Annotated in this window: 17 protein-coding genes; 8 read left to right on the top strand and 9 right to left on the bottom strand. The window is 60.8% G+C overall.

Annotated elements, in window-relative coordinates:
* Positions 1 to 2 precede the first annotated feature (2 nt).
* The 4 genes from ACR65W_RS21055 to ahcY all read right to left on the bottom strand — a co-directional run bounded on the left by ACR65W_RS21055 (position 3) and on the right by ahcY (position 6,695).
* Positions 3 to 695, bottom strand: a complete 693-nt coding sequence (locus ACR65W_RS21055) for a nucleotidyltransferase family protein (protein ID WP_434498095.1) — start codon at positions 693 to 695, stop codon at positions 3 to 5.
* Between the two features lie 31 nt (positions 696 to 726).
* Positions 727 to 2,265, bottom strand: coding sequence for a tRNA (adenosine(37)-N6)-threonylcarbamoyltransferase complex ATPase subunit type 1 TsaE (gene tsaE, locus ACR65W_RS21050; protein WP_434498094.1), 1,539 nt, complete (start codon positions 2,263 to 2,265; stop codon positions 727 to 729).
* Positions 2,262 to 4,766: an ATP-binding protein gene (locus ACR65W_RS21045; protein WP_434498093.1), complete on the bottom strand. Its 2,505-nt coding sequence runs from the start codon at positions 4,764 to 4,766 to the stop codon at positions 2,262 to 2,264. Before ACR65W_RS21045 ends, tsaE begins: the two co-directional genes overlap by 4 nt.
* Before the next feature lie 519 nt (positions 4,767 to 5,285).
* Positions 5,286 to 6,695 (bottom strand): adenosylhomocysteinase, encoded by a 1,410-nt coding sequence (gene ahcY, locus ACR65W_RS21040; RefSeq protein WP_175093215.1) that lies wholly within the window; start codon positions 6,693 to 6,695, stop codon positions 5,286 to 5,288.
* A gap of 784 nt (positions 6,696 to 7,479) precedes the next feature.
* Between ahcY and ACR65W_RS21035 the strand changes: the two genes are divergently transcribed.
* From ACR65W_RS21035 to ACR65W_RS21005, 7 genes are all read left to right on the top strand, one after another.
* Positions 7,480 to 8,340 carry a hypothetical protein gene (locus tag ACR65W_RS21035; protein ID WP_434498092.1) on the top strand — a complete coding sequence of 287 codons (861 nt, stop codon included), beginning with the start codon at positions 7,480 to 7,482 and terminating at the stop codon, positions 8,338 to 8,340.
* A gap of 135 nt (positions 8,341 to 8,475) precedes the next feature.
* Positions 8,476 to 9,210: a response regulator gene (locus ACR65W_RS21030; RefSeq protein ID WP_434498091.1), complete on the top strand. Its 735-nt coding sequence runs from the start codon at positions 8,476 to 8,478 to the stop codon at positions 9,208 to 9,210.
* Positions 9,211 to 9,821: 611 nt separating this feature from the next.
* On the top strand, positions 9,822 to 10,505 hold the full coding sequence (locus ACR65W_RS21025; RefSeq protein WP_434503108.1) for a sensor histidine kinase: 684 nt from the start codon (positions 9,822 to 9,824) through the stop codon (positions 10,503 to 10,505).
* A gap of 188 nt (positions 10,506 to 10,693) precedes the next feature.
* A complete protein-coding gene (locus ACR65W_RS21020; protein WP_434498089.1) occupies positions 10,694 to 11,884 on the top strand; it encodes a glycosyltransferase in 1,191 nt (396 codons plus the stop codon).
* Positions 11,885 to 12,008: 124 nt separating this feature from the next.
* Positions 12,009 to 13,427 (top strand): glycosyltransferase family 4 protein, encoded by a 1,419-nt coding sequence (locus ACR65W_RS21015; RefSeq protein ID WP_434498088.1) that lies wholly within the window; start codon positions 12,009 to 12,011, stop codon positions 13,425 to 13,427.
* A 386-nt stretch (positions 13,428 to 13,813) separates the two neighbouring features.
* Positions 13,814 to 14,317, top strand: a complete 504-nt coding sequence (locus ACR65W_RS21010; protein ID WP_196401303.1) for a TerB family tellurite resistance protein — start codon at positions 13,814 to 13,816, stop codon at positions 14,315 to 14,317.
* Positions 14,314 to 15,099, top strand: coding sequence for an SDR family NAD(P)-dependent oxidoreductase (locus ACR65W_RS21005; RefSeq protein WP_434498087.1), 786 nt, complete (start codon positions 14,314 to 14,316; stop codon positions 15,097 to 15,099). The genes ACR65W_RS21010 and ACR65W_RS21005 overlap by 4 nt, the downstream gene beginning before the upstream one ends.
* Positions 15,100 to 15,210: 111 nt before the next feature.
* Here ACR65W_RS21005 and ACR65W_RS21000 read toward each other — a convergent pair whose 3' ends face one another.
* From ACR65W_RS21000 to mgtE, 4 genes are all read right to left on the bottom strand, one after another.
* A complete protein-coding gene (locus tag ACR65W_RS21000; protein ID WP_434498086.1) occupies positions 15,211 to 15,972 on the bottom strand; it encodes a hypothetical protein in 762 nt (253 codons plus the stop codon).
* 181 nt (positions 15,973 to 16,153) lie between these two features.
* The gene (rpmF, locus tag ACR65W_RS20995) at positions 16,154 to 16,342 is read right to left on the bottom strand and encodes a 50S ribosomal protein L32 (protein WP_196401297.1); all 189 of its coding nucleotides are present in this window, start codon (positions 16,340 to 16,342) and stop codon (positions 16,154 to 16,156) included.
* Positions 16,343 to 16,517: 175 nt separating this feature from the next.
* Positions 16,518 to 17,522 carry a glycoside hydrolase family 25 protein gene (locus tag ACR65W_RS20990; protein WP_434498085.1) on the bottom strand — a complete coding sequence of 335 codons (1,005 nt, stop codon included), beginning with the start codon at positions 17,520 to 17,522 and terminating at the stop codon, positions 16,518 to 16,520.
* A gap of 53 nt (positions 17,523 to 17,575) precedes the next feature.
* Positions 17,576 to 18,988 (bottom strand): magnesium transporter, encoded by a 1,413-nt coding sequence (gene mgtE, locus ACR65W_RS20985; RefSeq protein ID WP_434498084.1) that lies wholly within the window; start codon positions 18,986 to 18,988, stop codon positions 17,576 to 17,578.
* 71 nt (positions 18,989 to 19,059) lie between these two features.
* Between mgtE and ACR65W_RS20980 the strand changes: the two genes are divergently transcribed.
* The gene (locus ACR65W_RS20980; protein ID WP_434498083.1) at positions 19,060 to 20,031 is read left to right on the top strand and encodes a polysaccharide deacetylase family protein; all 972 of its coding nucleotides are present in this window, start codon (positions 19,060 to 19,062) and stop codon (positions 20,029 to 20,031) included.
* A 231-nt stretch (positions 20,032 to 20,262) separates the two neighbouring features.
* Here the strand turns inward: ACR65W_RS20980 and ACR65W_RS20975 are convergent.
* Positions 20,263 to 20,449: L,D-transpeptidase (locus ACR65W_RS20975; protein ID WP_434503106.1), on the bottom strand; the 187-nt coding region annotated here is incomplete at its 5' end.

Below are 20,449 nucleotides of genomic sequence, written 5' to 3'. Positions count from 1 at the left end.
GCTCAGCTCCGGCGCATGGCGATCGCACGCTCGGCTTCCGCGATGGCCGCGACCGTGCCGACGTGAAGCCAAAGACCGCTGGAGACGACGCCATAGAGCCGTCCCTTGCGCGCGGCTTCGAAGAAGAAGGGCGCGAGCTTGAAGACGTCATCCGCGACGCCGGCGAAGAGCTGCGGCTTCATGACGCCCACGCCGGTATACACAAAAGGTTTCTGGCCATCGCGGCGAATAATGCGCCCTTCAGCGTCCAGATCGAAATCGCCGCCCCAGTCGACTCCGACGCTTCCCGATGTCGGCGCGAGCAGCAGCGCCGCGTCCATCACGTCGGGGTCGAAGGCTTCGGCGAGCGCAAGAATGTTGGAGCGCGCCGCGTCGATCCAGAACGCGTCGGTGTTGCAGACAAAAAAAGGATCGTCACCGATCAGGGGAAGCGCTTTCTTGATCCCGCCGCCTTGATCCAGCAGCAGCGCGCGCTCGTTCGAAATCACGATGCGCGGACGGGCGCGGCTCGCGAGATGCGTTTCGATCTGATCGGCGAGATGATGGACGTTGACGATGGCCAGTTCGACGCCAGCGTTTTCGAATTCATCGAGCGCGCGGTCAAGCAGGGTGCGGCCAGCGACGGAAACAAGCGGCTTTGGCGTCTTCTCGGTGATCGGCCGCATGCGCGCGCCAAGTCCGGCGGCGAACACCATGGCGACGCTCGGGGCGGGCGCGAGAGCTCTCTCAGGCGTCGCGAAACAAGCCGGGGATGTTGGCCTCATACCACGCCCTGACGTCGGCCAGCGCCGGATGGCGGAGGCTCTTTTTGAGATAGGATTCAACGCGCGGCAGATGCGCGAGATATTGCGGCTTGCCGTCGCGCTGATCCAGCCGCGCGAAAATCCCCAGGATCTTTGTCGCGCGCTGCGCCGCCAGGATAGCATAAGCCTTGGCGAAAGCGGCCATGTCGAACGCGGAGTCGGCGTCGCGCCGCAGTTTGGCGTAATGAGCGAGGAGCTTCAACTCCAAATCGTCGGGCACATCGACGCGGGCGTCCTGCCCCAGCGAAGCGACGTCATAGGCGGCATGCCCGAGCACACAGTCCTGGAAATCGAGGACGCCGATCCGCGCCAGCCCATTCCGCTGCGCGAGCCACAAAAGATTGGGAGAGTGATAGTCCCTCAGAGTCCATGTCGGCGCGGCGCTCGCGACATCGACAAGCGCCTGGCGCCAAAGATTGAGAAAGATGGCCTTGGCTCCGGACGAGACCGACGCCTTCTGGCGCGTGAGATACCAGTCGACGAGCAACTCCACTTCGATCAGCAAGGCGTCGAGGTCATAGGGCGGGATGCGGTAATCGCCGCCGCCTTCGACCGCGATCGTATCCGGCAGGCGCTGCGCGTGAAGATAGGCGAGCGCGCCCGCCGCTACGAGATAGCGCTCGACGATCGGGCCGCTCGCGTCGACGACGCCCTCGCCGCCAAGGTCCTCGATGATCAGCAGGCCGGCGTCGATATCCTTGGCGTAGACTTCCGGAGCCGAGAGTCCCAGGCCGCGCAGTCCCTGAGATATGGCGACGAAAGGAACGACATTTTCAGCAAGGCGCGCGATCGTGCTGTAGGATTTGCCATAGCGGATCGGCGGTCCGTCCGGCCGCGCCGGCGAGATCATCAGAATCGCGCGCTGTCCATTTTCCTTTTCGAGCCGCTCATAAGCGCGCGTCGAAGCGTCGCCCTGCAGGAAGCGGCGCATGGCGTGGGCCCAGCCCGCCTTGCGCAGAAGTTCGCGCAGCGCCTTGAAGAACGCGAGGCGCGACACGAAGCCGCCATAGCCGGAAATGGTGAGCCGACGCGCCTCGCGATTGTCGCCATCGACGAAACTCAGTCGCACTTCGAGACGATCTGGCGAGAGCGCTTCGCGCGCACGTTCGGCCCATTCGACGAGCACGATCGCGTCGTCGGTCGCCTCCTCCCAGCCTAATCCCTCAAGCTCCCCAGTGTTCTCCAGCCGATAGAAGTCGGCGTGGACGACGCGATTGCCTGCGCCCTCGTAGACTTGCATTAGCGTGAAGGTCGGGCTTGGCGCCTCAAGCCGCGGGTCTTTGACCAAAGCGCGGATCATCGCGCGCGCGAATGTGGTCTTGCCGGCGCCGAGATCGCCCGAAAGCATGACGGCGTCGCCGATGCGAACGAGCGTCGAAAGTTCTTGCGCCAGTTCGATCGTCTCGGCTTCGCTGGCGACATCGAGGCGCCAGACCACTTTCGGCGCCGACTCCTCACTCATTCGGCGCCTCCAGCGCTCGCGGCGAGGAGACGCGCCTCTTCATGCGCGGCATGCGCCGGAAAGATGCAGGTTACGGTCGTGCCTTCGCCAGGGGCGGAATCAATCAAAACCCTGCCGCCATGAAGCTCCATCAAGGCGCGCACGATGGAAAGGCCGAGCCCGACGCCGCGGTGGCGGGAACCGGCGGTGTGCGACTCAAAGCGATCGAAGATGCGTTCGAGAATTTCCGGCGAAATGCCGCGGCCGCGATCGGTGACTTTGAAGACGATTTCGGTCTCGCGCCGCAACACGGCAAGCGTCACCGTCTGTCCCGGACGCGAAAATCCGATGGCGTTCGAAAGAAGGTTGAATAGGATCTGGCGCACGCGTTTGGCGTCGCCGCGGAACCTTCCAACACCGTCCATGGCGACGATCTGCACGTCGATCGAATTTTCGGCGAGCCGATCCTGTACGCCTTCGATCGCCGCGCGCATCGTCGCCTCGACGTCGACCTCGGAAATTTCAAGCTCCAGCGCGTCTTCGTCGATAGTCGCCAGATCGAGAATATCGTCGACGATGGCGAGCAGCGCCGCGGAGGATTTGTTGACATAACCAAGATATTCGCGCTGGCGCGGATTGAGCGGGCCGGTCGAGTCCTCTCCGAGGAGATGCACGAAGCCGTTGATGTTGTTGAGCGGCGAGCGTAGCTCATAACTGACGTGATGGATGAAGTCATTGCGCAGCTTTTCGGCGGCGAGCAGCGCCTTGTTGCGGTCCGTCAATGCGCGCTCGACATTCACGTCGGCGGAAACGTCGACGAAGGTGAGGAGCGCCGCGCCGTCGAGCAGTGATTGCGCCGTACAGTCCAAGACGACGCCGTCGCTGCGCTCGATGCGCCGGGTGAAGCCTTCGCGCATTTCATTGAGGCCGGTGACGAAGCCTTGCAACGCCGCCCATGTCTCCTCCGTGGCGTGGAGCGCGCGACATCTCGCGGCGAGCGCGTCGAAGCGCGGCCGATTCGTGAGCTGCTCGGGATCGAGCCGCCACAGACGGGCGAAGGCGGGATTGCTGAACTTCAAACGCCCGTCGGAACCGAAAACCGCCACGCCTTCGTGCAGCGTCTCGAGCGTTTCGCTCTGCATGCGGGCAAGCGCGTTGAAGCGCGTCTGGAGATCGTAAGCCTTGGTGGCGTCGTCATAAAGATAGGTGACGCCGCCTTTGGGATTGGGATGCGCGACGACGTCGATGATGCGGCCATCCGGCAAATGCCACGTGTGACGTATGGGCTCCGGCGAGCGATAGGCTTCGAACAGCCGCTCCTTCCATGCCCTGTAGTCCGACTCGACGGGCACGCGCTGCTCGGCGCGTAGACGGTCGAGAATCTGTCCGTCGGTCGGCCGTTGTTCGAGGAACCTCGGGTCGAGCTGCCACAGCTTGGCGTAAGCGTCGTTGCTGTAAATCAGGCGCCGCGCGCGATCGAAGCTCGCGACCGCCGTCGGCAGCTGATCGAGCGTGCGCACATGCGATTGCATCTGCTGTTCAAGATCGGCGCGCACCGTCTCGACCTCATGACGATCGATCGCGATGGCGGCGGCGGCGCCCGAGGCGGAGGCCTGTGTGACGTCGAGCCGATGGCGCGCGCCCGCGACGACGGCGTTCACGCGCTCGCGCCAGACGCTGTTCTTGGCGCGCGCGTCCTCGGCGGCGCTACGCGCCGACTGGTCGAGCAACTCCAGTTTGCGGGCGAGCGCGTCCTCGGGGTTCTTCGCTTCGACCGCCTGCGCATAAGCGTCGTTGACGAAAACGAGTTCGCCTGCGTCGTCGCGTATCCAAAATGGCGCGGGCAGCGCCTGGAGCATCGCGCGCAGACCGGAGAGTTCCGATTGCGCCGCCGCGTAGCGCTCGCGAAGGCCGATAAGCTCCAATCGGTCGCCGGAGACTTCACGGATGCGCAACACGACGCTGCCGCCAACCGCTCGGCCGTCGGCGTCAAAATGCCGACCGGCGACGCCGGCAAGCGCCAAGCGGAAGCTTTCGCCGCTCTTGCGCAGACGGTCGACGGCGCTTTCGAGCGCCTGAGCGTCCTTGGGCGCAAGCCAGGCGTCAAAGCTCAATATGCGGCGCGGCGCGGCGACAGCCCCGGTCATGATCAGAGACGAAGAATGGATATCGGGCTCGGCGTCGGGCGCCGTCCAGGCGACGAAGATCTGCGGCTCGGATGCGAGGAAGGTTTTCGCCCGCCCCAGCTGGGCGCGAGCGTCGTCGAATTCGAGTCTCAAGGCGGCTTCGCGACGACGCCAGGCGGCGCGTTCGCGCACATGCGTCGTGACGATGGCCGCGGCGAAAATCGCCAGTCCGCCGCTAAAGGCGAAGCTGACGATCTGCGGATCGATCGCCAGATCATCGAGGAAGCCAGCCGCCCGCGCCGGCGTCGCCTCGAGCCATAAAAGCAAAGACCCGAGGGAAGCGCCGGCAAAGGGAGGAGCGCCAAAGTGGTTGATCGCGCGCCGCCGTCTCGTCATTGCGAGGACGACTCCGCTTGCAAGCGATCGAATTGGCGCGTCATGAAAGCCGGTCTCCACGGTCAATTGCGGGTGCGCATCACAACAACGCCGTAAACGGTTCTTGTAGAACGCGGACGCAGCCTGCCGAGCGCAGGACGCGGATGGGCTCCAACCACAGGAAGACGGAGGGCTCCGTCCGTCGCCTGTCGCGCCGCACACGAATCAACCCCAATCTAAAGCGCAATTGCCCAAAACGGAATCGTTGAAGAGCGAATGAGAGCGAATGTCCGGGCATTCGGGCGAACTTCGCTCCCCAGCGTTTGGCGCGAAATACCTCTCCCTTGCGGGGAGGTCGGCGGGCGCATCGCGCCCTTGAGCAAATTTTTACCCGTCCGACCCCCGCTTCGCGGGCCTCCGTCCAGGGGAAGGATGCGCAATGCCCAGCCTTCAACCGATCGCCCTGCTCGCAGGCTCTCAAAAGACGGCCTCGCTCCGGGCAAGGAGCGAGGCCACAAATCGGCGAAAACCTGAACCGCGTCAGTAGCGGTAATGGTCCGGCTTGAACGGGCCGTTCTTCGGCAGGTTCAGATATTTGGCCTGCTCATCGGTCATCTGCGTCAGCTTCACGCCGATCTTGTCGAGATGCAGCGAGGCGACCTTCTCGTCGAGGTGCTTGGGCAGCGTGTAGACGCCGACCGGATATTGGCCCTGCTTGGTCCACAATTCGATCTGCGCCAGCGTCTGATTGGTGAAGGACGCCGACATCACGAAAGACGGGTGGCCCGTCGCGCAGCCGAGGTTCACGAGGCGGCCTTCGGCGAGCAGCAGGATGCGCTTGCCGTCCGCGAACTCGATCTCGTCGACCTGCGGCTTCACATTGTGCCATTTCAGGTTCTTCAGGCCGGCGACCTGAATCTCCGAGTCGAAATGGCCGATGTTGCAGACGATGGCGCGGTCCTTCATGGCGCGCATATGGTCGACGGTGATGACGTCGACATTGCCGGTCGCCGTGCAGAAGATGTCGCCGCGCGGCGCGGCGTCTTCCATCGTCGTGACTTCATAACCTTCCATCGCCGCCTGCAGGGCGCAGATCGGGTCGATTTCGGTGACGAGCACGCGGCAACCGGCGTTCCGCAGCGAAGCGGCCGAGCCTTTGCCCACGTCGCCATAACCGGCGATGACGGCGACCTTGCCGGCCATCATCACGTCGGTGGCGCGGCGCACGCCATCGACGAGCGACTCGCGGCAGCCATAGAGATTGTCGAATTTCGACTTCGTCACCGAGTCGTTGACGTTGATCGCCGGCCAGAGGAGCTTACCCTCCTTGTGCATGACATAAAGGCGATGCACGCCCGTCGTCGTCTCTTCGGTGACGCCCTTGATCGCCTCGGCGTTGCGCTTGTAGAAGCCCGGATTGGCCTTCAGGCGCTTCTTGATCGAGGCGTAGAGGACCTCTTCTTCTTCATTGGAGGCGGTTTCGAGGAAGGCGACGTCGCCCTGCTCCGCGCGCAGGCCCAGATGAATGAGCAGCGTGGCGTCGCCGCCGTCGTCGAGGATCATGTTCGGGCAGCCGCCATCGCCCCATTCGAAGATCTTGTGGGTGTAATCCCAATAATCTTCGAGGCTCTCGCCCTTTTTGGCGAAGACCGGGGTGCCGGTCGCGGCGATGGCGGCGGCGGCGTGGTCCTGCGTCGAATAGATGTTGCAGGAGGCCCAGCGCACGTCGGCGCCGAGCGCCTTCAGCGTCTCGATCAGCACCGCCGTCTGGATGGTCATATGGAGCGAACCCGCGACGCGCGCGCCTTTGAGCGGCTGCGACGGGCCATATTCGGCGCGGGTCGCCATCAGGCCCGGCATTTCCGTCTCGGCGATGGCGATCTCCTTGCGGCCCCATTCGGCCAGCGAAAGGTCGGTGACGGCGAAATCGTTAAAGTGATGTGCGGTCATGCGAAATCCTTCTGTTTCTCGTGCGCGCTCGGTCGCGGCTGTCATTCCCGACGCTTCGCCTAGGCGAAGCGATGGCGAATCCGAGCAAAACCTTCCTTTGGCGACCCCTCGGCGAGCGAAGCGATCGGCAATCCACAGCAACGCCGGCATTTCTACGTCGGCGCTGGATTCCCGGACAGGCCTGCGGCCTGCATGGAATGACGCGCCAATGGAACGAAACGCCAATGGAACGAAACGCCAAGCGAACGGCTCAACCGAATTCCCGCCGCTGGTCCAGCCCAGCGGCTCGGAGCCAGCCTATAGCAGGGGCGGCCGAGAAAGGCAATAAAGATATAAAGATTTCTTTATGTGCTAACATACAAGACACCTTGCTGCCGAGAGTTTCCTCCAATGCGGCCGCTCGATCGGCGCTTTCAACACACACCTCCCCAAGGTCGCTTACCTGACTATTATCAAGCGAAATCGTCTCCCTCAATCGCGTAGGCGATTGAAGAAGATCGGCGGCTGTCGTGAGCCAACGCTTCTCTGCAGATGAATGGCTTCACAAGCGCCAACCGCGAGATTGCAGCCGGCCGGCGAGTGGCGGGCGAGCTCCATCTCGGCAAGTCAGGGCCCAAATTAAACCTGTGATTTATCTTACGAAATACAGATACGCCCGGTTGTCAGAAACAAAATGAAACTGGCTAGCCGGAATCTCGACACTCCTGTGCGTAACATTCGGGCGTCCACCTGCCCGGCCAAGCCGTGAGCACTCAAGCTGTTCTGCTAGGCATCAGAGAGTAAAGTGATAAACGCTTTTAATATCGCCAATCGCATTCGTTATTTGCTAAACAAAGGCCAAAAACTTGCATTATTTACGCACCACAAGTGCGCATCTACCTGGATAACATCGATAGTTGCGGATATTTGCCGCGAGAATAATTTGAAATACATCGCGATCCCGTGGGGACGCCAATGCCCAGAGTCAGGATATACTATGGAAATGGCGCTAAACTCCAGCAATGATGTCATTGTCGCGCTGAATGCTGACTATTCTGGCATAAGCAACCATATCTCTGCGAACATGCAATGCATGCATGTTATAAGAAATCCCCTGAGCGTCGTCGTCTCCGCATACTACTCCCACCTCCGAACACATCCGATTGATGGATGGGACTTCCTGGCGCGTCAGAGGAATGTTTTAAGTGAAGTCGACAAAGACGTCGGCATGGCCTTGACCTTGTCATTTCTGGAATCGAGTCACTTTCAGCCAGAGACGAACGGTCCTTTATACGACATGATCGCGTGGAAATACGACGACTCACGAATCGTTACGTTACGCATGGAAGACATCACCGCAAACACAGCAAACTTCTTTCACGAATTGTCTCGAACGGAGGTCTTAAGAAATGCATCAATGCCCGATCCTGATAGGTTTTCGTTTGCTGCGATGACCGGCCGGCAACAGGGCGTGATAGATCTCTCGTCGCACTATCGCTGTGGAAGCAGCACTGAATGGCGAGGTGCTTTGCCGCGAGGCGTTATCTTATATGTACTTCATCATTACCGAGATTTTTTGCTACGGTTCTATCCTGAAGTTACTTTTGAAGCCGGCTCGTTGAGCGACGCCAGCGTTCGTTCGAATTCGGACTGCCTCCGGTCGTGAGGTGGCGGGATGGCGTTCGACTGGAGGCTGTAATAGGCTGCCTTGCACGCGACAAAACGAAACAAACGCGCCAAAATCTCGACACAGCTGTGCGGAACCCTGGGTTTGGAACTCGCCGCTGGCTCGGAGCCGCGAGTGGATGAACTCCCGACCTTGAACGAACCCGCATCAAGCGTGGCCGATAGGCGATGGATCCTCATTGTAGAGGACGACGAGGATATTCGATCGCTCTTATCGAAATATCTCAGCGACAACGGGTTTGAAGTGATGCTTGCCCGTGACGGCAGACAGATGGACGAGGTCCTCGCGAACGCGCAGGTCGATCTCATCGTGCTCGACATCAACCTTCCCGACGAGGATGGATTTTCCATCTGCATGCGCTTGCGGAACTCGGGAAGCCCCCCATTGATCATGCTGACCGCGCGCGGCGAGGAAACGGACCGGATACTCGGCATCGAACTCGGGGCCGACGATTATCTGGTCAAACCCTTCGTTCCGCGTGAACTGCTCGCGCGTATCGGGGCCGTCCTGCGGCGGACCGCCCCGGATCTTGAGCCGTCCCAGAAAATGAGCGCCTATAGGTTTGCTGGATTCCTCCTGGACTCTTCCACACGGCGCCTGTTCGGCCCGACCGGCGTAAGGGTGATTCTGACCAGCGCGGAATTCGACCTGTTGCTGACGCTCTGCCGTAATCCCGGAAAAATATTCTCGCGCGACGATCTGAAGGCGTCGTCCACGACTGAGCGGAGCGTGGACATCCTGATCAGCCGGCTTCGTCAAAAGATCGAGAATGACCCGCGAGACCCGACGCTCATTCAGACGATCCGCTCGATGGGCTACACGTTCACGGCGAAAGTCAGCGTTCATTGAAAACGTCTGCGCTCCGAAACATCAATGTGCAGCTGGGACTCCTCCTCCTCCTATGCGTCGGCCTGTTCCACGCGGCGGTGACGACGATCCTTTTCCTGTCAGAACCCGCTCCCGGTCACCCTCGCGACCTGAGCGCCTCCATTGTCGTGGCGACTTTGACGGCGTTGGACGCCGCTTCCGCAGCGGAAAGGCCAGCCATCGCAACAGCCTTTAACGCAAACCTTCCGGGATTTCACGTCGCGCTCTCAGAGCCGGGAGTCGCCCCGCGCACCGGGGGGCAGCCAGTTTATTTCCGGTCTCGCCTTCCCTCCGGAGTCGAGATCGAAGCCCGCGACGGCGACAAGCGATTTAGTGGGTCGTTGCACGACGGGCAGCAATTCCTGCTCGACGCTCCGACCCGGTCTCCCCGATTTCCTGGGTTCGCGATGATTCCCGTCGGCTTCGTCGCGATTAGTTTGTTCGTCTTCTCCTTATGGGCCGCGCTGTCGCTTACGCGTCCCCTGACGAATTTCGTGAACGCCGTCGAATCCTTCGGACTCGACAGTGTTCCGGCACAGCTCGCGGAGACAGGACCCGAAGAGGTCCGCAAGGCGACGCGGGCCTTCAATCGCATGCAGCGTCGTATCGCCGAGATGGCCTCTCAGCGAACGCGGATGTTGACGTCGGTCAGCCACGATCTTCGGACCCCAATCACGCGCATGCGTCTGCGCGCCGAATACATTGAAAGCAGCGAAACGAAAGCGAAACTGCTGCGGGACCTCGACCAGATGGAGGCGATGGTCGGCGGCTGCCTGGACTACCTGCGCGGCGGTTTCCAGCAGGAAGTCGTGGCGCTGGATCTGGCGAGCCTGTTGCAAGCGGTTGTCGATCAGTTCGTCGATGTGGGCGCCCATGCGCGCTACGACGGAATCGATCACGTCAACGTTCTGGGCAGTCCGGACAATCTCGAACGCGCGTTCTCCAATCTTATAGACAACGCGGTGAAATACGGGGAGAGCCCTGAAATCCGGCTGCTGGAAAGCGATGACGCAGCGGTCGTCGAGATCGCCGACAGGGGTCCGGGAATCCCCCAGGAAAAAAGGGATTTGATGCTGGAACCCTTCGAGCGAGGAGACGTCGACGCGTCGTCGAACGCAAACGAGGGCTTCGGGCTGGGCTTGGCGATCGCCCGCGGGATCGTGGAAGCTCACGGCGGACGCCTCACATTGGATGAGCGGACCGGCGGCGGCCTGATCGCGAGGGTGTCGCTGGCCAAAGCTGAACTCGAAACAAAACGAAACAAACTGAGCAAATAAATGTCTCCAGGCGATCCGACCTTGAGGACCCAAAGGGGGTCATCGGGATGTCGATACACCAATCAGCTCCGGGCCGCGCCGCGCTATCGGGAAAAACCATCGCAGTCGTGCATCCTGCGTGGCATTCCTGCGGAACGCACCAGGTCATCGCTAGCCAAATAAAGGCCTATAAGAAACTTGGAGCGCGCGTGCTCTCCGTTGCGCTTATGGACGATGTCACACCCTCGATCGGCCACGGCGAGCGCTGGAAGAACTACAGGTTGCATAGTCAGGACCTCGCCGCCGACGAGAGATATGAATCATCCGCCACGATCGCGGACCTCTTCAGGACAGCGCTCCTGAAGGACGGTTGGTGGCCCTTGATCCATGGCGACCACGCAACCTGGCTCGTGGAGCTCGTGAAGCGCGCGCCTCTGCCCGAAGCGCTCGATACGGGCGCCATTGACCTGATCCACGCCAACCATTTCTTTGTAATGCCCTTCGTCGAAAGAATGCGCGAAGGGCGCCGCATTCCCGTCGTGCTAGACACTCACGACATTCAGGCGCGGCAGTACGAGCTACGCAATCGCGCTGGGTTTCGCATCCCGCCGCATGTTCGCTACAACAGCATGCTCGCGACCGAACTCGATTGGATCGGGCGCGCCGACCTATGCATTCACTTGAATTCGGAAGAGTATGCGACGTTCGGCCAGCTGCTGCCTCAGTCTCGTCACGAATTGATCTATCCGTCGATAGCCTCCGTGGTTCCCCACCCCAACGGCGATCGGGCTATTTTTGTCGCCGGCGACAACGCCGCCAACTACATCAGCGTCCGATGGTTTCTGAAATATATTGTGCCGCATGTTCCTGAGATGTCGATTTCGATTTTTGGCGACATCGGCGATGGCGTCAAGAGGCGTGACAGGCGGTTGTATGAAAAACATCGCAATCTTTTCCGCGGCAGGATCGCCGATATAGAGTCCGCCTACGCCGCCGCAGCTATCATTCTCCTCCCGACAAGAGAAGGGCACGGCCTTTCAATCAAGACCGTGGAAGCTCTGTCCAGCGGACTGCCGGTCATCGCGACGTCGAAGGCTTTCAGGGGCATGGAGATCGATCCGTCACGGCTTCGCAACGTCTATATTGCGAATGACGCCAACGAATTCGCCGCCGCGATGGTCAAGTGTCGCGCCATGAGCGAACGAAGCGATCCGGTGGCGAGCGATACGCGCGCGCTATACGAAGAAAGATACTCATTGGAAGGCTTCGCGCGTCGGCTCGGGGACGTCGCATGCAAGTTGATGGTGAACGATCTCTGTACGCCGTTGGATGCTGGATACAAAAAAACAGCGACCGGCGCCTCGACTGATCCCGCTCGGCGCCATTCGCCAGCTGATTGATCAAGCCGCGCGACTTGCGGCGAAACGCCGATCCGCCGCCCAAATCTACATCCCTGAAACCAATCGCTGGACCGCTCAAAAGCACGCGTCCGCGCTTTCGGCGTACACTCTGGAGACGAGCAAGATGGAGCAGCAAATTGAACATGAAAGCGAGGTCGCCCTTTTTCTCGCGTCGCAGATTCAGCTAGAGAACCTCGAAATGAAGCGCAGACGCATGGCGGATGCGCTCGATCCTGTAACAGCTTTCGTCTACTTCAAATTAAGAGAATTCTATTGGACGGTGACCCGGCAGCTCGGCCTTGCCCATCTGCACGACGGATCGAAAACCCGACGCCGTTTGAATTCGAAGCACCGACCTCTTTTGCCAACAGAACTCGCCTCCGACGACACGCTCTCCGCAATTTCATCGGGCCGTGTCTTCATTGATGTCACGCCAACATCGCGGTTTGGAGGGAAAACTGGCGTTCAGCGCGTCGTTCGCGAGGTAGCAAAGAGATCAATCCGAGATCGATTTGCGCTTCCCGTGATCGTCGAAAATGGTGAACTTCTTTCCTATTACGACCATCCTTCGCTCCCGCGCTCGATCAAGTTCAGGGAAGGCGACAAATTTGTGCTCCTCGACGCAAGCTGGGGCATTCTTTCCGAGCATCTGCCTTTTATTCAGGGTCTCGCCGAGGTCGGCGGCCAGCTCATAACGGTCCTGCATGACCTGATCCCCTTGATCCATCCGCTGAGCGTCGCCCCCGAAATGACTGACGAATTCAACGCGTGGTTCGAACAGATCGTAATGAAGAGCGACCGCATCATATGCGTCTCAAAGAGCACTGCGATGAATTTCATCGCTTACGTCGACCGCAAAGACCTCGCCCCCAAGCCGCATCTTCGCATCGGCTGGTGGCGACTGGGCGCGGATTTTGACGACGAAAACAACGCTCAAGTTTCTGCCGAGGCCAAAGCCGTCACTGCAAATGAAACGCCTTACTTTCTGAGCGTCGGCACTCTTGAACCACGAAAATGCTATCCGATCGCGCTCGACGCTTTCGAACGTCTTTGGTCGCGCGGGATCGACGCGCGCTACGTCATCATTGGCCGAGCAGGCTGGCAAAGCGAATCTCTCGAACATCGCATCACACGGCACTCTGAATTTGGGCGACGCCTCCTATGGCTCGATAAGGCGAGCGACGCCGACCTTCATCACTGCTATACCCAGGCGTGCGCATTGGTTTATCCGTCAATGATCGAAGGATTTGGCCTCCCGCTCGTTGAAGCTGGTCATTACGGACTTCCGGTCATCGCCTCGGATTTGCCCGTGTTCCACGAAACCGGCGGAGACCATGTCCGCTATTTCAACTTGCTGGACTCGATCGACCTCGCCGACAAAATCGAGACGCTCAATCGAGAACCGATCGAAAAAGAAAAAATGCCTACTTATTCGTGGGACGACTCGGCGCGCAATCTCGCCAATCTCATCTTGAATGATGCCTATCAAACACACATTCAGCTGTGGTCTGCACGCCTGATTTGCAGTCCGACGCCTTTTTAAGGGCGACAGTGAAATCATCCTGATCGCAACCGCGAGGAGCGTTTGGCGCGCTTACGCTGAGCTTGACCACAATCATCCCGGCGGCGGCTGTTCCAGTCGAGACGCCGCAGTCGATATCTCGACCGGCCCCGAGAACCGCTCGAGGTTCGATTTCTTCCCTCACAATGACTTAGCCGGCGCTCTGCGAGCCGTTGCGCGAGCTCGCGCGAGCGAGAATCTATCGTCGCCGTGGCAAGAATACTACTGGCACATACTGAACGACGAACGATGCCGAGACGGCTCATAAGCAGATTGGCGGGATCGGCTACCCCTCCCGCCTACCCTTCCCGCTCCCCATGATCTATACGGATCACTACCCAACTCCCGCCTCGGTAGCTTCGCCGCCCATGTTCTCAGCTCTCAAAAACTTCATCAACGACCTCACCGGCGAGGCCGAGCGGCCCAAGGCCTTTGAAGCCGCGGACTATCAGCTCGCCGCCGCCGCCCTTCTCGTCCATATCGCCTCGGTCGACGGCGAATTCGACGACAAGGAGAGGGCGCGCATTCATCAGCTCGTCGAGGCGCGCTTCGGCCTTCAAGGCGACGCGGCGGCCGAATTGATCGACTCCGCGCAGGAGAGCGAGCGCGACGCCGTCGACCTCTATCGCTTTACGAGCGTGCTGAAGCGCCGACTCGATGAGGACGGGCGCCGGCAGATCGTCGGCATGCTCTGGGACATGGCGCATGCCGACGGCGCGGTGCACGAATTCGAGGAGAATGTGGTCTGGCGCGTCGCCGAATTGCTCGGCGTCTCGACGCGCGAGCGCGTCGAGCTGCGCCGCGAGTTCCGCGACGCCGCCGCGCCGACCCCAACCGGCCCCTGGTCGCCGAGCAAGGATGGCGGCCAGTGACGCGCCCCGTCGCGGTCGTCACCGGCGCGTCCGACGGCATCGGCGCGGCGCTTGCCCGCGTCTTCGCCGCCAATGGCCATGAGCTCGCGCTCGTCGCCCGTCGCGGCGAGCGGCTGGAGGCGCTGGCCGACGAAATCGCCGCCAATGGCGCCGTCCGCCCGCTCCCCATCGAACTCGATGTCACAACCGAGGGCGCCGCAGACGCTCTGTCAGCACGCCTGGCGGAGGCCAGCGCCGCCCCGCAATTCCTGGTGAACAACGCGGGATTTGGCCTTATGGGGCGCGCCATCGACCTCGACGCCGCCGAGCAGCTCGGGATGGTCGATCTGAATACGCGCGCGCTCACCGCGCTGACCTTGCGCTTTCTGCCGTCAATCGTCGCGGCGAAGGGCGGCGTGCTCAACGTCGCCTCGGTCGCGGCCTTCATGCCGGGGCCGGGCTTCGCCGTCTATTACGCCACCAAGGCCTATGTGCGCTCGCTCAGCGAAGCGCTGTCGCAGGAATTAAAGCCGCTGGGGGTGAAGGTCGCCTGCCTGTGTCCCGGTCCAGTGCAGACCGGCTTCCAGGCGCGGGCCGGCTTCGATTTCTCGGGCGTGATGGGCGCGATGAAGCCGGCGATGCTGCCGGCGGCGGAAGTGGCCCGCCAGGGCTATGAGGGCTTGATGGCCGGCAAACGCGTCATCGTGCCGGGACTCGTCAACCGCATGTTCGTCTGGGGCTCGGCGGCGGCGCCGCGCGCGCTGCTGCTGCCGCTGCTCGCAACGGCCCAGAAGCGGCGTTGATGAACGCTGGCTAGATCTGTCCGCCCGAGGGCAAAGGCGCGGCTCTGGCGGCCGCCCCCGTTTGATAAAGACAAAATAAACCTACGGCGACGAAGAAATATCGCAGTATATCTAGCCGGTTTTAATAATATCGACTGCAGATTTCAGAGGGTCCGTTGGAACTGTGAAAAATCCCTGAAATGGCCGATCGAGCTCCACCAGCAGAAAGATTGCCCCGGAGACGCATATGGACGCCGTGATAAGCCCAAGCGCCGCGGTCCAGTGATGGTGCGAGATGACGCCGAAATTAAAGAAAACCGTCACGAGCAGAGCGATCAGAAATATGACCACCTCCAGCGGTATATTGGCGTTCAAGTCGCTATATATTTTCCATCTTATGCCGGTAATTTCTTGCGTTAAACTGAGAGCGGTCGTCTTCGCCCATGATTTTTTCTGATCTTTGTCTTCTAAAGAGAGCACCGCTTCGCGAAATGAATCGATCTTGGCTTTTTTAAAAGCCTCTTTTTGATCGATGTAATTTCCGCTCGCGACCTGCAATAGATTGATCTGACCCTGCAAAGCGTTTATTATTTTTGTTCTCGCTTCGTTGGCTTCATCGCCATACAAATCCAACACGCGATGCAATAAAATAACCTTAGACGCCTGCGTTCTCACCTCGTCAACTTTCTTATCAAAATTGTTTTTTGCCGTTACCAATAAGAACCCGAGGCATACTGCAAGCAGTGAAGCAATCATGTTTCTTACGGCTTTGAACTGATCCCTTGATATTCCATCAAGCCAGCTCTCTTTCAGACGAAGAGTAATAGAAAATCCAAATATACCTGCAAGCAACGTTGCAAAAAAAGTTACTATAGCTATATCAACGCTATTCACGGGTATTTCCTCCGCGGGATCCTACCTGGCAAGGACGCCTTTGCATAAGACGCCCAGACCTTCGCTTGGCCGGAGCGATCCCCGACCGCCGGGAAATGATAAAATCCTACCCCCTATGACTGTTCAAAAACAAAAAAGCGAGCCTCGCGGCCCGCTTTCATTTCCTCACACGTCGGAGCGGTTATTCCTCGACGGCTTTCGGCTTCAGCACCTGACGGCCGCGATACATGCCGGACTTGAGATCGACGTGATGCGGCCGGCGGAGCTCGCCGGAATCCTTGTCCTCGATATAGGTCGGCGCCTTGAGGGCGTCGGCGGAGCGACGGAAGCCTCGCTTCATCGGCGAGGTTTTTCTTTTCGGAACGGCCATTTATTCTCTCTCTAAACGAAGGCCGCGGACGGGAGCGCCGCGCGGCGGAAACTGGCGTTGCGCCTATACGCGAAATCTCGCCCCATGGCTACCCCGGCGACGGTTTTGCAAGCGCGATCGTCGCAAAACCCGTCTTGATCCCCTTGTCTTGATCCCCTTGCCCTGCGGCCTTCCCCTATTGGACGGCGGCCGGCGGGACGGGAGCGCTCGCCGCCTTGTCATAGGCGTTTCTTTCGCCGCCCGACAGCATCGCCGGATCTTCCTCGATGAGCTGTTTCGCGCCGCGATCGTCGGCCGGCTGCGCGGCGACCGGCGCCGCCGCCAAGCCGGTCTGATACGCGAGCCAGCTTCGCCAGTGATCGGCTGAGCCGTTGAACGTGTTCTGGTCCACCGCGCCGGTGATGCCCGGCACGCGCCCGTCCGAGCGATACTGCCAAAAAGTCCATTTGCGGTCGCCGTAACGCACCTTCGGGTGATATTTCGTCGAGCGGACCCAAATCGGATATTCGGACAGAGCGTCGGAGTGCAGGATCGCCTGATAGAAGTCGACCGAGGAATAGATGATCGGCTTCTTGCCGTAATGGCGCTCCATCTGCGTGAGCATGTCCTTCATGTCGCGCAGCACTTCCTCGCGATAGAGCGTGCGTTTGCAGGTTCCCGACGTCGGCGTCGCCTCGACATCGAGCACCGGCGGCAGCGCGTCGGGCTCATTCGGCACGACGCTGGCGAAATTGCCAATCTCTTCATGCGGCCGGCGGCACCAATACACGAAGTGATAGGCGCCGCGCGGCACGCCGGCGGCCTTCGCCGCCGCCCAATTGTAGGCGAATTTCGAGTCGACCCGGTCGCCGCCTTCCGTGGCCTTGATGAAGGCGAAGGAGACGCCCGCGTCCTTGACCTGCTCCCAGTCGATGTTGCCCTGATATTTCGAGACGTCGATGCCGTGGACGGCGAATTCGCCGCTGCGCGTCGCCGGGAATTTATGGAGATCGGTCTCCGGCACGGCGTAGGCGAGAAAGCTCGGGTCACGCTTGGGATTGATCAGCGGTGCGCTGGTCTGGAACCGCGGCCGGCGCGAAAAGCTCGGATCATAGGTGCTGCCGCAGCCGGCAAGCGTCGTCGCCATCGCGGCGCACACGAGGGCGGAGGAAAGCAGGGAAAAACATTTCAACGAGCGCATTTCTCCAAATTATCCCCGCAGGCGGTAACGGAGCGTAAACGCGCCGACGCGCCTCAGCCCAGATGGAACCACAAACTGGCGATTGTAAGGAACGCGCTGTAGCCGACCACGTCGGTGATCGTGGTCACAAAGGGCCCCGAAGAGACCGCGGGGTCGAATTTCAGCCGGTCGAAAACGAGCGGCACCACAACGCCACCGAGCGCGCCGGCGACCAGATTCGTGAACATCGCCAAACCGATAACCGGTCCAAGGCCGACATTTTGAAACCAGGTCGCGGCGACGATCCCGGTCAGCAGGCCGAAGGCCGCGCCATTGACGGCGCCGATCGCCAATTCGCGGAAAATAATGCGAAGAGCGTTGGCGCTGGTGAGTTCCCTGGTCGCGAGCGCCCGCACCGCGACCGTCATGGTCTGGGTCGCGGAGCTTCCGCCCTGCCCCGCGACGATCGGCCCGAGCACGGCGAGCGCCACCATCTGTTCGAGCTGCGCCTGGAAGCTCTTGAGCACCGAAGAGGTGATGAAAACGGTAATCATATAGATGAAAAGCCAGGTGAAGCGGCTCCGAACGATCCACCAGAAATCGTCGGTCAGCTCTTCTTCGGGGTTCACGCCGCCAAGCGCCAGGATTTCGTCCGAGGCCTGCTCCTGGATGACGTCGACGATGTCGTCGATGGTCAACACGCCGACGAGCCGTTCGGATTCATCCACGACCGGAACGGAAACGAGATTATAGCGCTCGAAGAGCCGCGCCGCCTCGGCGCCGTCCTCGGTCGCATTCACCCGCCGCCGATCCTCCTGCATGATTTCATCGAGCCGCGCGCTTGGCTTGGCCCGCACCAGAGCGTCGAGGAAAACGGTCCCCAGCAAACGGTAGCCGGGATCGACGACGAAAACTTCGAAGAAGTTCTCGGGCAGATTCTCTTCGCCGCACTCTCGAAAAAAATCGAGCACGCGCCCCGCCGTCCAGAAGGGGGGCGCGGCGACAAAAGTCGTCTGCATCAGGCGCCCGGCGGAATCCTCGGGATAGTCCAGCGAGCGGCGCAGGACGATCCTCTCTTGCGCCGGGAGCGCATCGAGGACCTCCGCCTGTTCTTTCGGCTCCAGACCTTCGAGAATGGCGACGGCGTCGTCGCTTTCGAGGTCGCGCACGCCCTCGATGAGGGTCTCGACCGGGAGTTCGTCGAGGATCTCCTCGCGGGTCGCCTCGCCGACCTCCATCAGGGCCGTAAAGTCGAAGTCCGCGCCCATCAGCTCAACGAGCCGCGGTCGCGCTTCGTGGCTCAGCAGCTCCAGCAGAGCGCCAAGGTCCGCCTCATGCAGGTCGCCGACGAGTTCGTGAATTCGCTCCGAGTCGCCCAGCGCGATCGCGCCTTCGACGTCCAGAACGAATTCCCGGCTGAGAGACGCCTCTCCGCCGTCGCGGAAGTCCTCGGCGGGGGTCGCCGTATCTTCATGATCGAGCGGCATAGGCGGTCCCGCGCTATATTATGGTCGCGCTCTTAACCCGGGGGCGCGAGAAATCAAACCGGCAAGCCGTCATGACCGCCATTTTTCTACTGCTGAAAAGATCTGAAGCGCCCGTCGCCGCTCCCCTCCTGCGGTTCGCGCTCATGCTGCTGGCGGCTTTATCGGCCGCCAGCGTGTTTTTCGCGCCGCGCGAGGCCGCCGCCGCGGAACGGACCTGCGGACCCGACGCGCTTGGCGTGTCGCGCGTCATCGAAATCGACCGCGCCAAGGGAACGGCGGTCGGCCTGCAAAGCTATCCGCGCACGCTCGATTTGCGCGATCATGAGGTGGTTTTGACGTTCGACGACGGACCGGCGTCTCCCACGCCGCAAGTGCTCGACGCGCTCGCCAAGGAATGCGCGCGCGTGACCTTCTTTCTGATCGGCCGGAATGCGGAAAGCCTGCCCGCTCTGGTGAAGCGCGCCGCCGCGGACGGCCACACCATCGCTCACCATTCCTACAGCCATCCGGACAAGACCCTGAGGCTCATGAGCGAGGACGCCGCCAAGACCGACATCGACAAAGGGATCACCGCCGTGAATAAGGCGCTCGGCGCAACGGCCGCGCCCTTCTTCCGCTTTCCCGGCTTCGCCGATACGCCCGCGCTCGTCGCCGACCTCACGTCGCGCGGCTACACTATCTTCGGCTCGGATTTGTGGGCCTCGGACTGGTCGCATATGACGCCCAAGGCCGAACTCGATCTGGTGCTGTCGCGGCTTGAAAAGAACCGCAAGGGAATCGTGCTCTTCCATGATTCGCAGGCGATCACCGCGCAGATGCTGCCCGAATTCCTGCGCGAACTGAAAAAGCGCGGCTATTCGCTTGTCCACATGGTTCCGGGCGACGCGCCGACCCCGATCGTCGCCGCCGGTCCGGATTGGACCTCGACGACAGAGCCGATCATCGCCAAAACGCTTGGACCAAAGGCGAAGCAGGCGCCGCAGGAGCATGACCATGAGCATGACCATGGCGCGCAAGAGGCGCCAAAATCCGGCGCGCCTTAGGCAGGTACCGAGAAAGTTGACTGCGCGAGGAGCCGCCTAGATCACGCTGCATTTGGGCGGACCAAATGCAGATAAATTGATCGATGCCCAAAGTTTAGAGCGCGTTCTACGCGAAAAACCGGTTTCCATTTTTTCGCGAGCCGCGCTCTAGCTGTGAGCGGGCGATCATCAGGCGCGCCCTCGAAATCCCATCCGCATTCGGCTGGCTGGCATGGCCTGAGCCGGAGAGGCTCACCGGCGCGCCACTTTGGCGGGAAGAACGACGATGCGGGTTCCAGCGGCGGTTTTTTGGTAGAGATCCATCGCGTCCTGATTGATCATCCGGATGCAGCCAGACGATTGGCTCTTCCCGATTGTCCATGGCTCATTCGTGCCGTGGATGCGAAAGAGCGTATCTCGGTCCCCTTGCCAGAGATAC

The organism is Methylocystis sp., from assembly GCF_051062815.1.
GTDB lineage: Bacteria > Pseudomonadota > Alphaproteobacteria > Rhizobiales > Beijerinckiaceae > Methylocystis.
The sequence above is the reverse complement of the archived record's forward strand: the minus strand, read 5'-3'. Positions and strand labels throughout refer to the sequence as shown.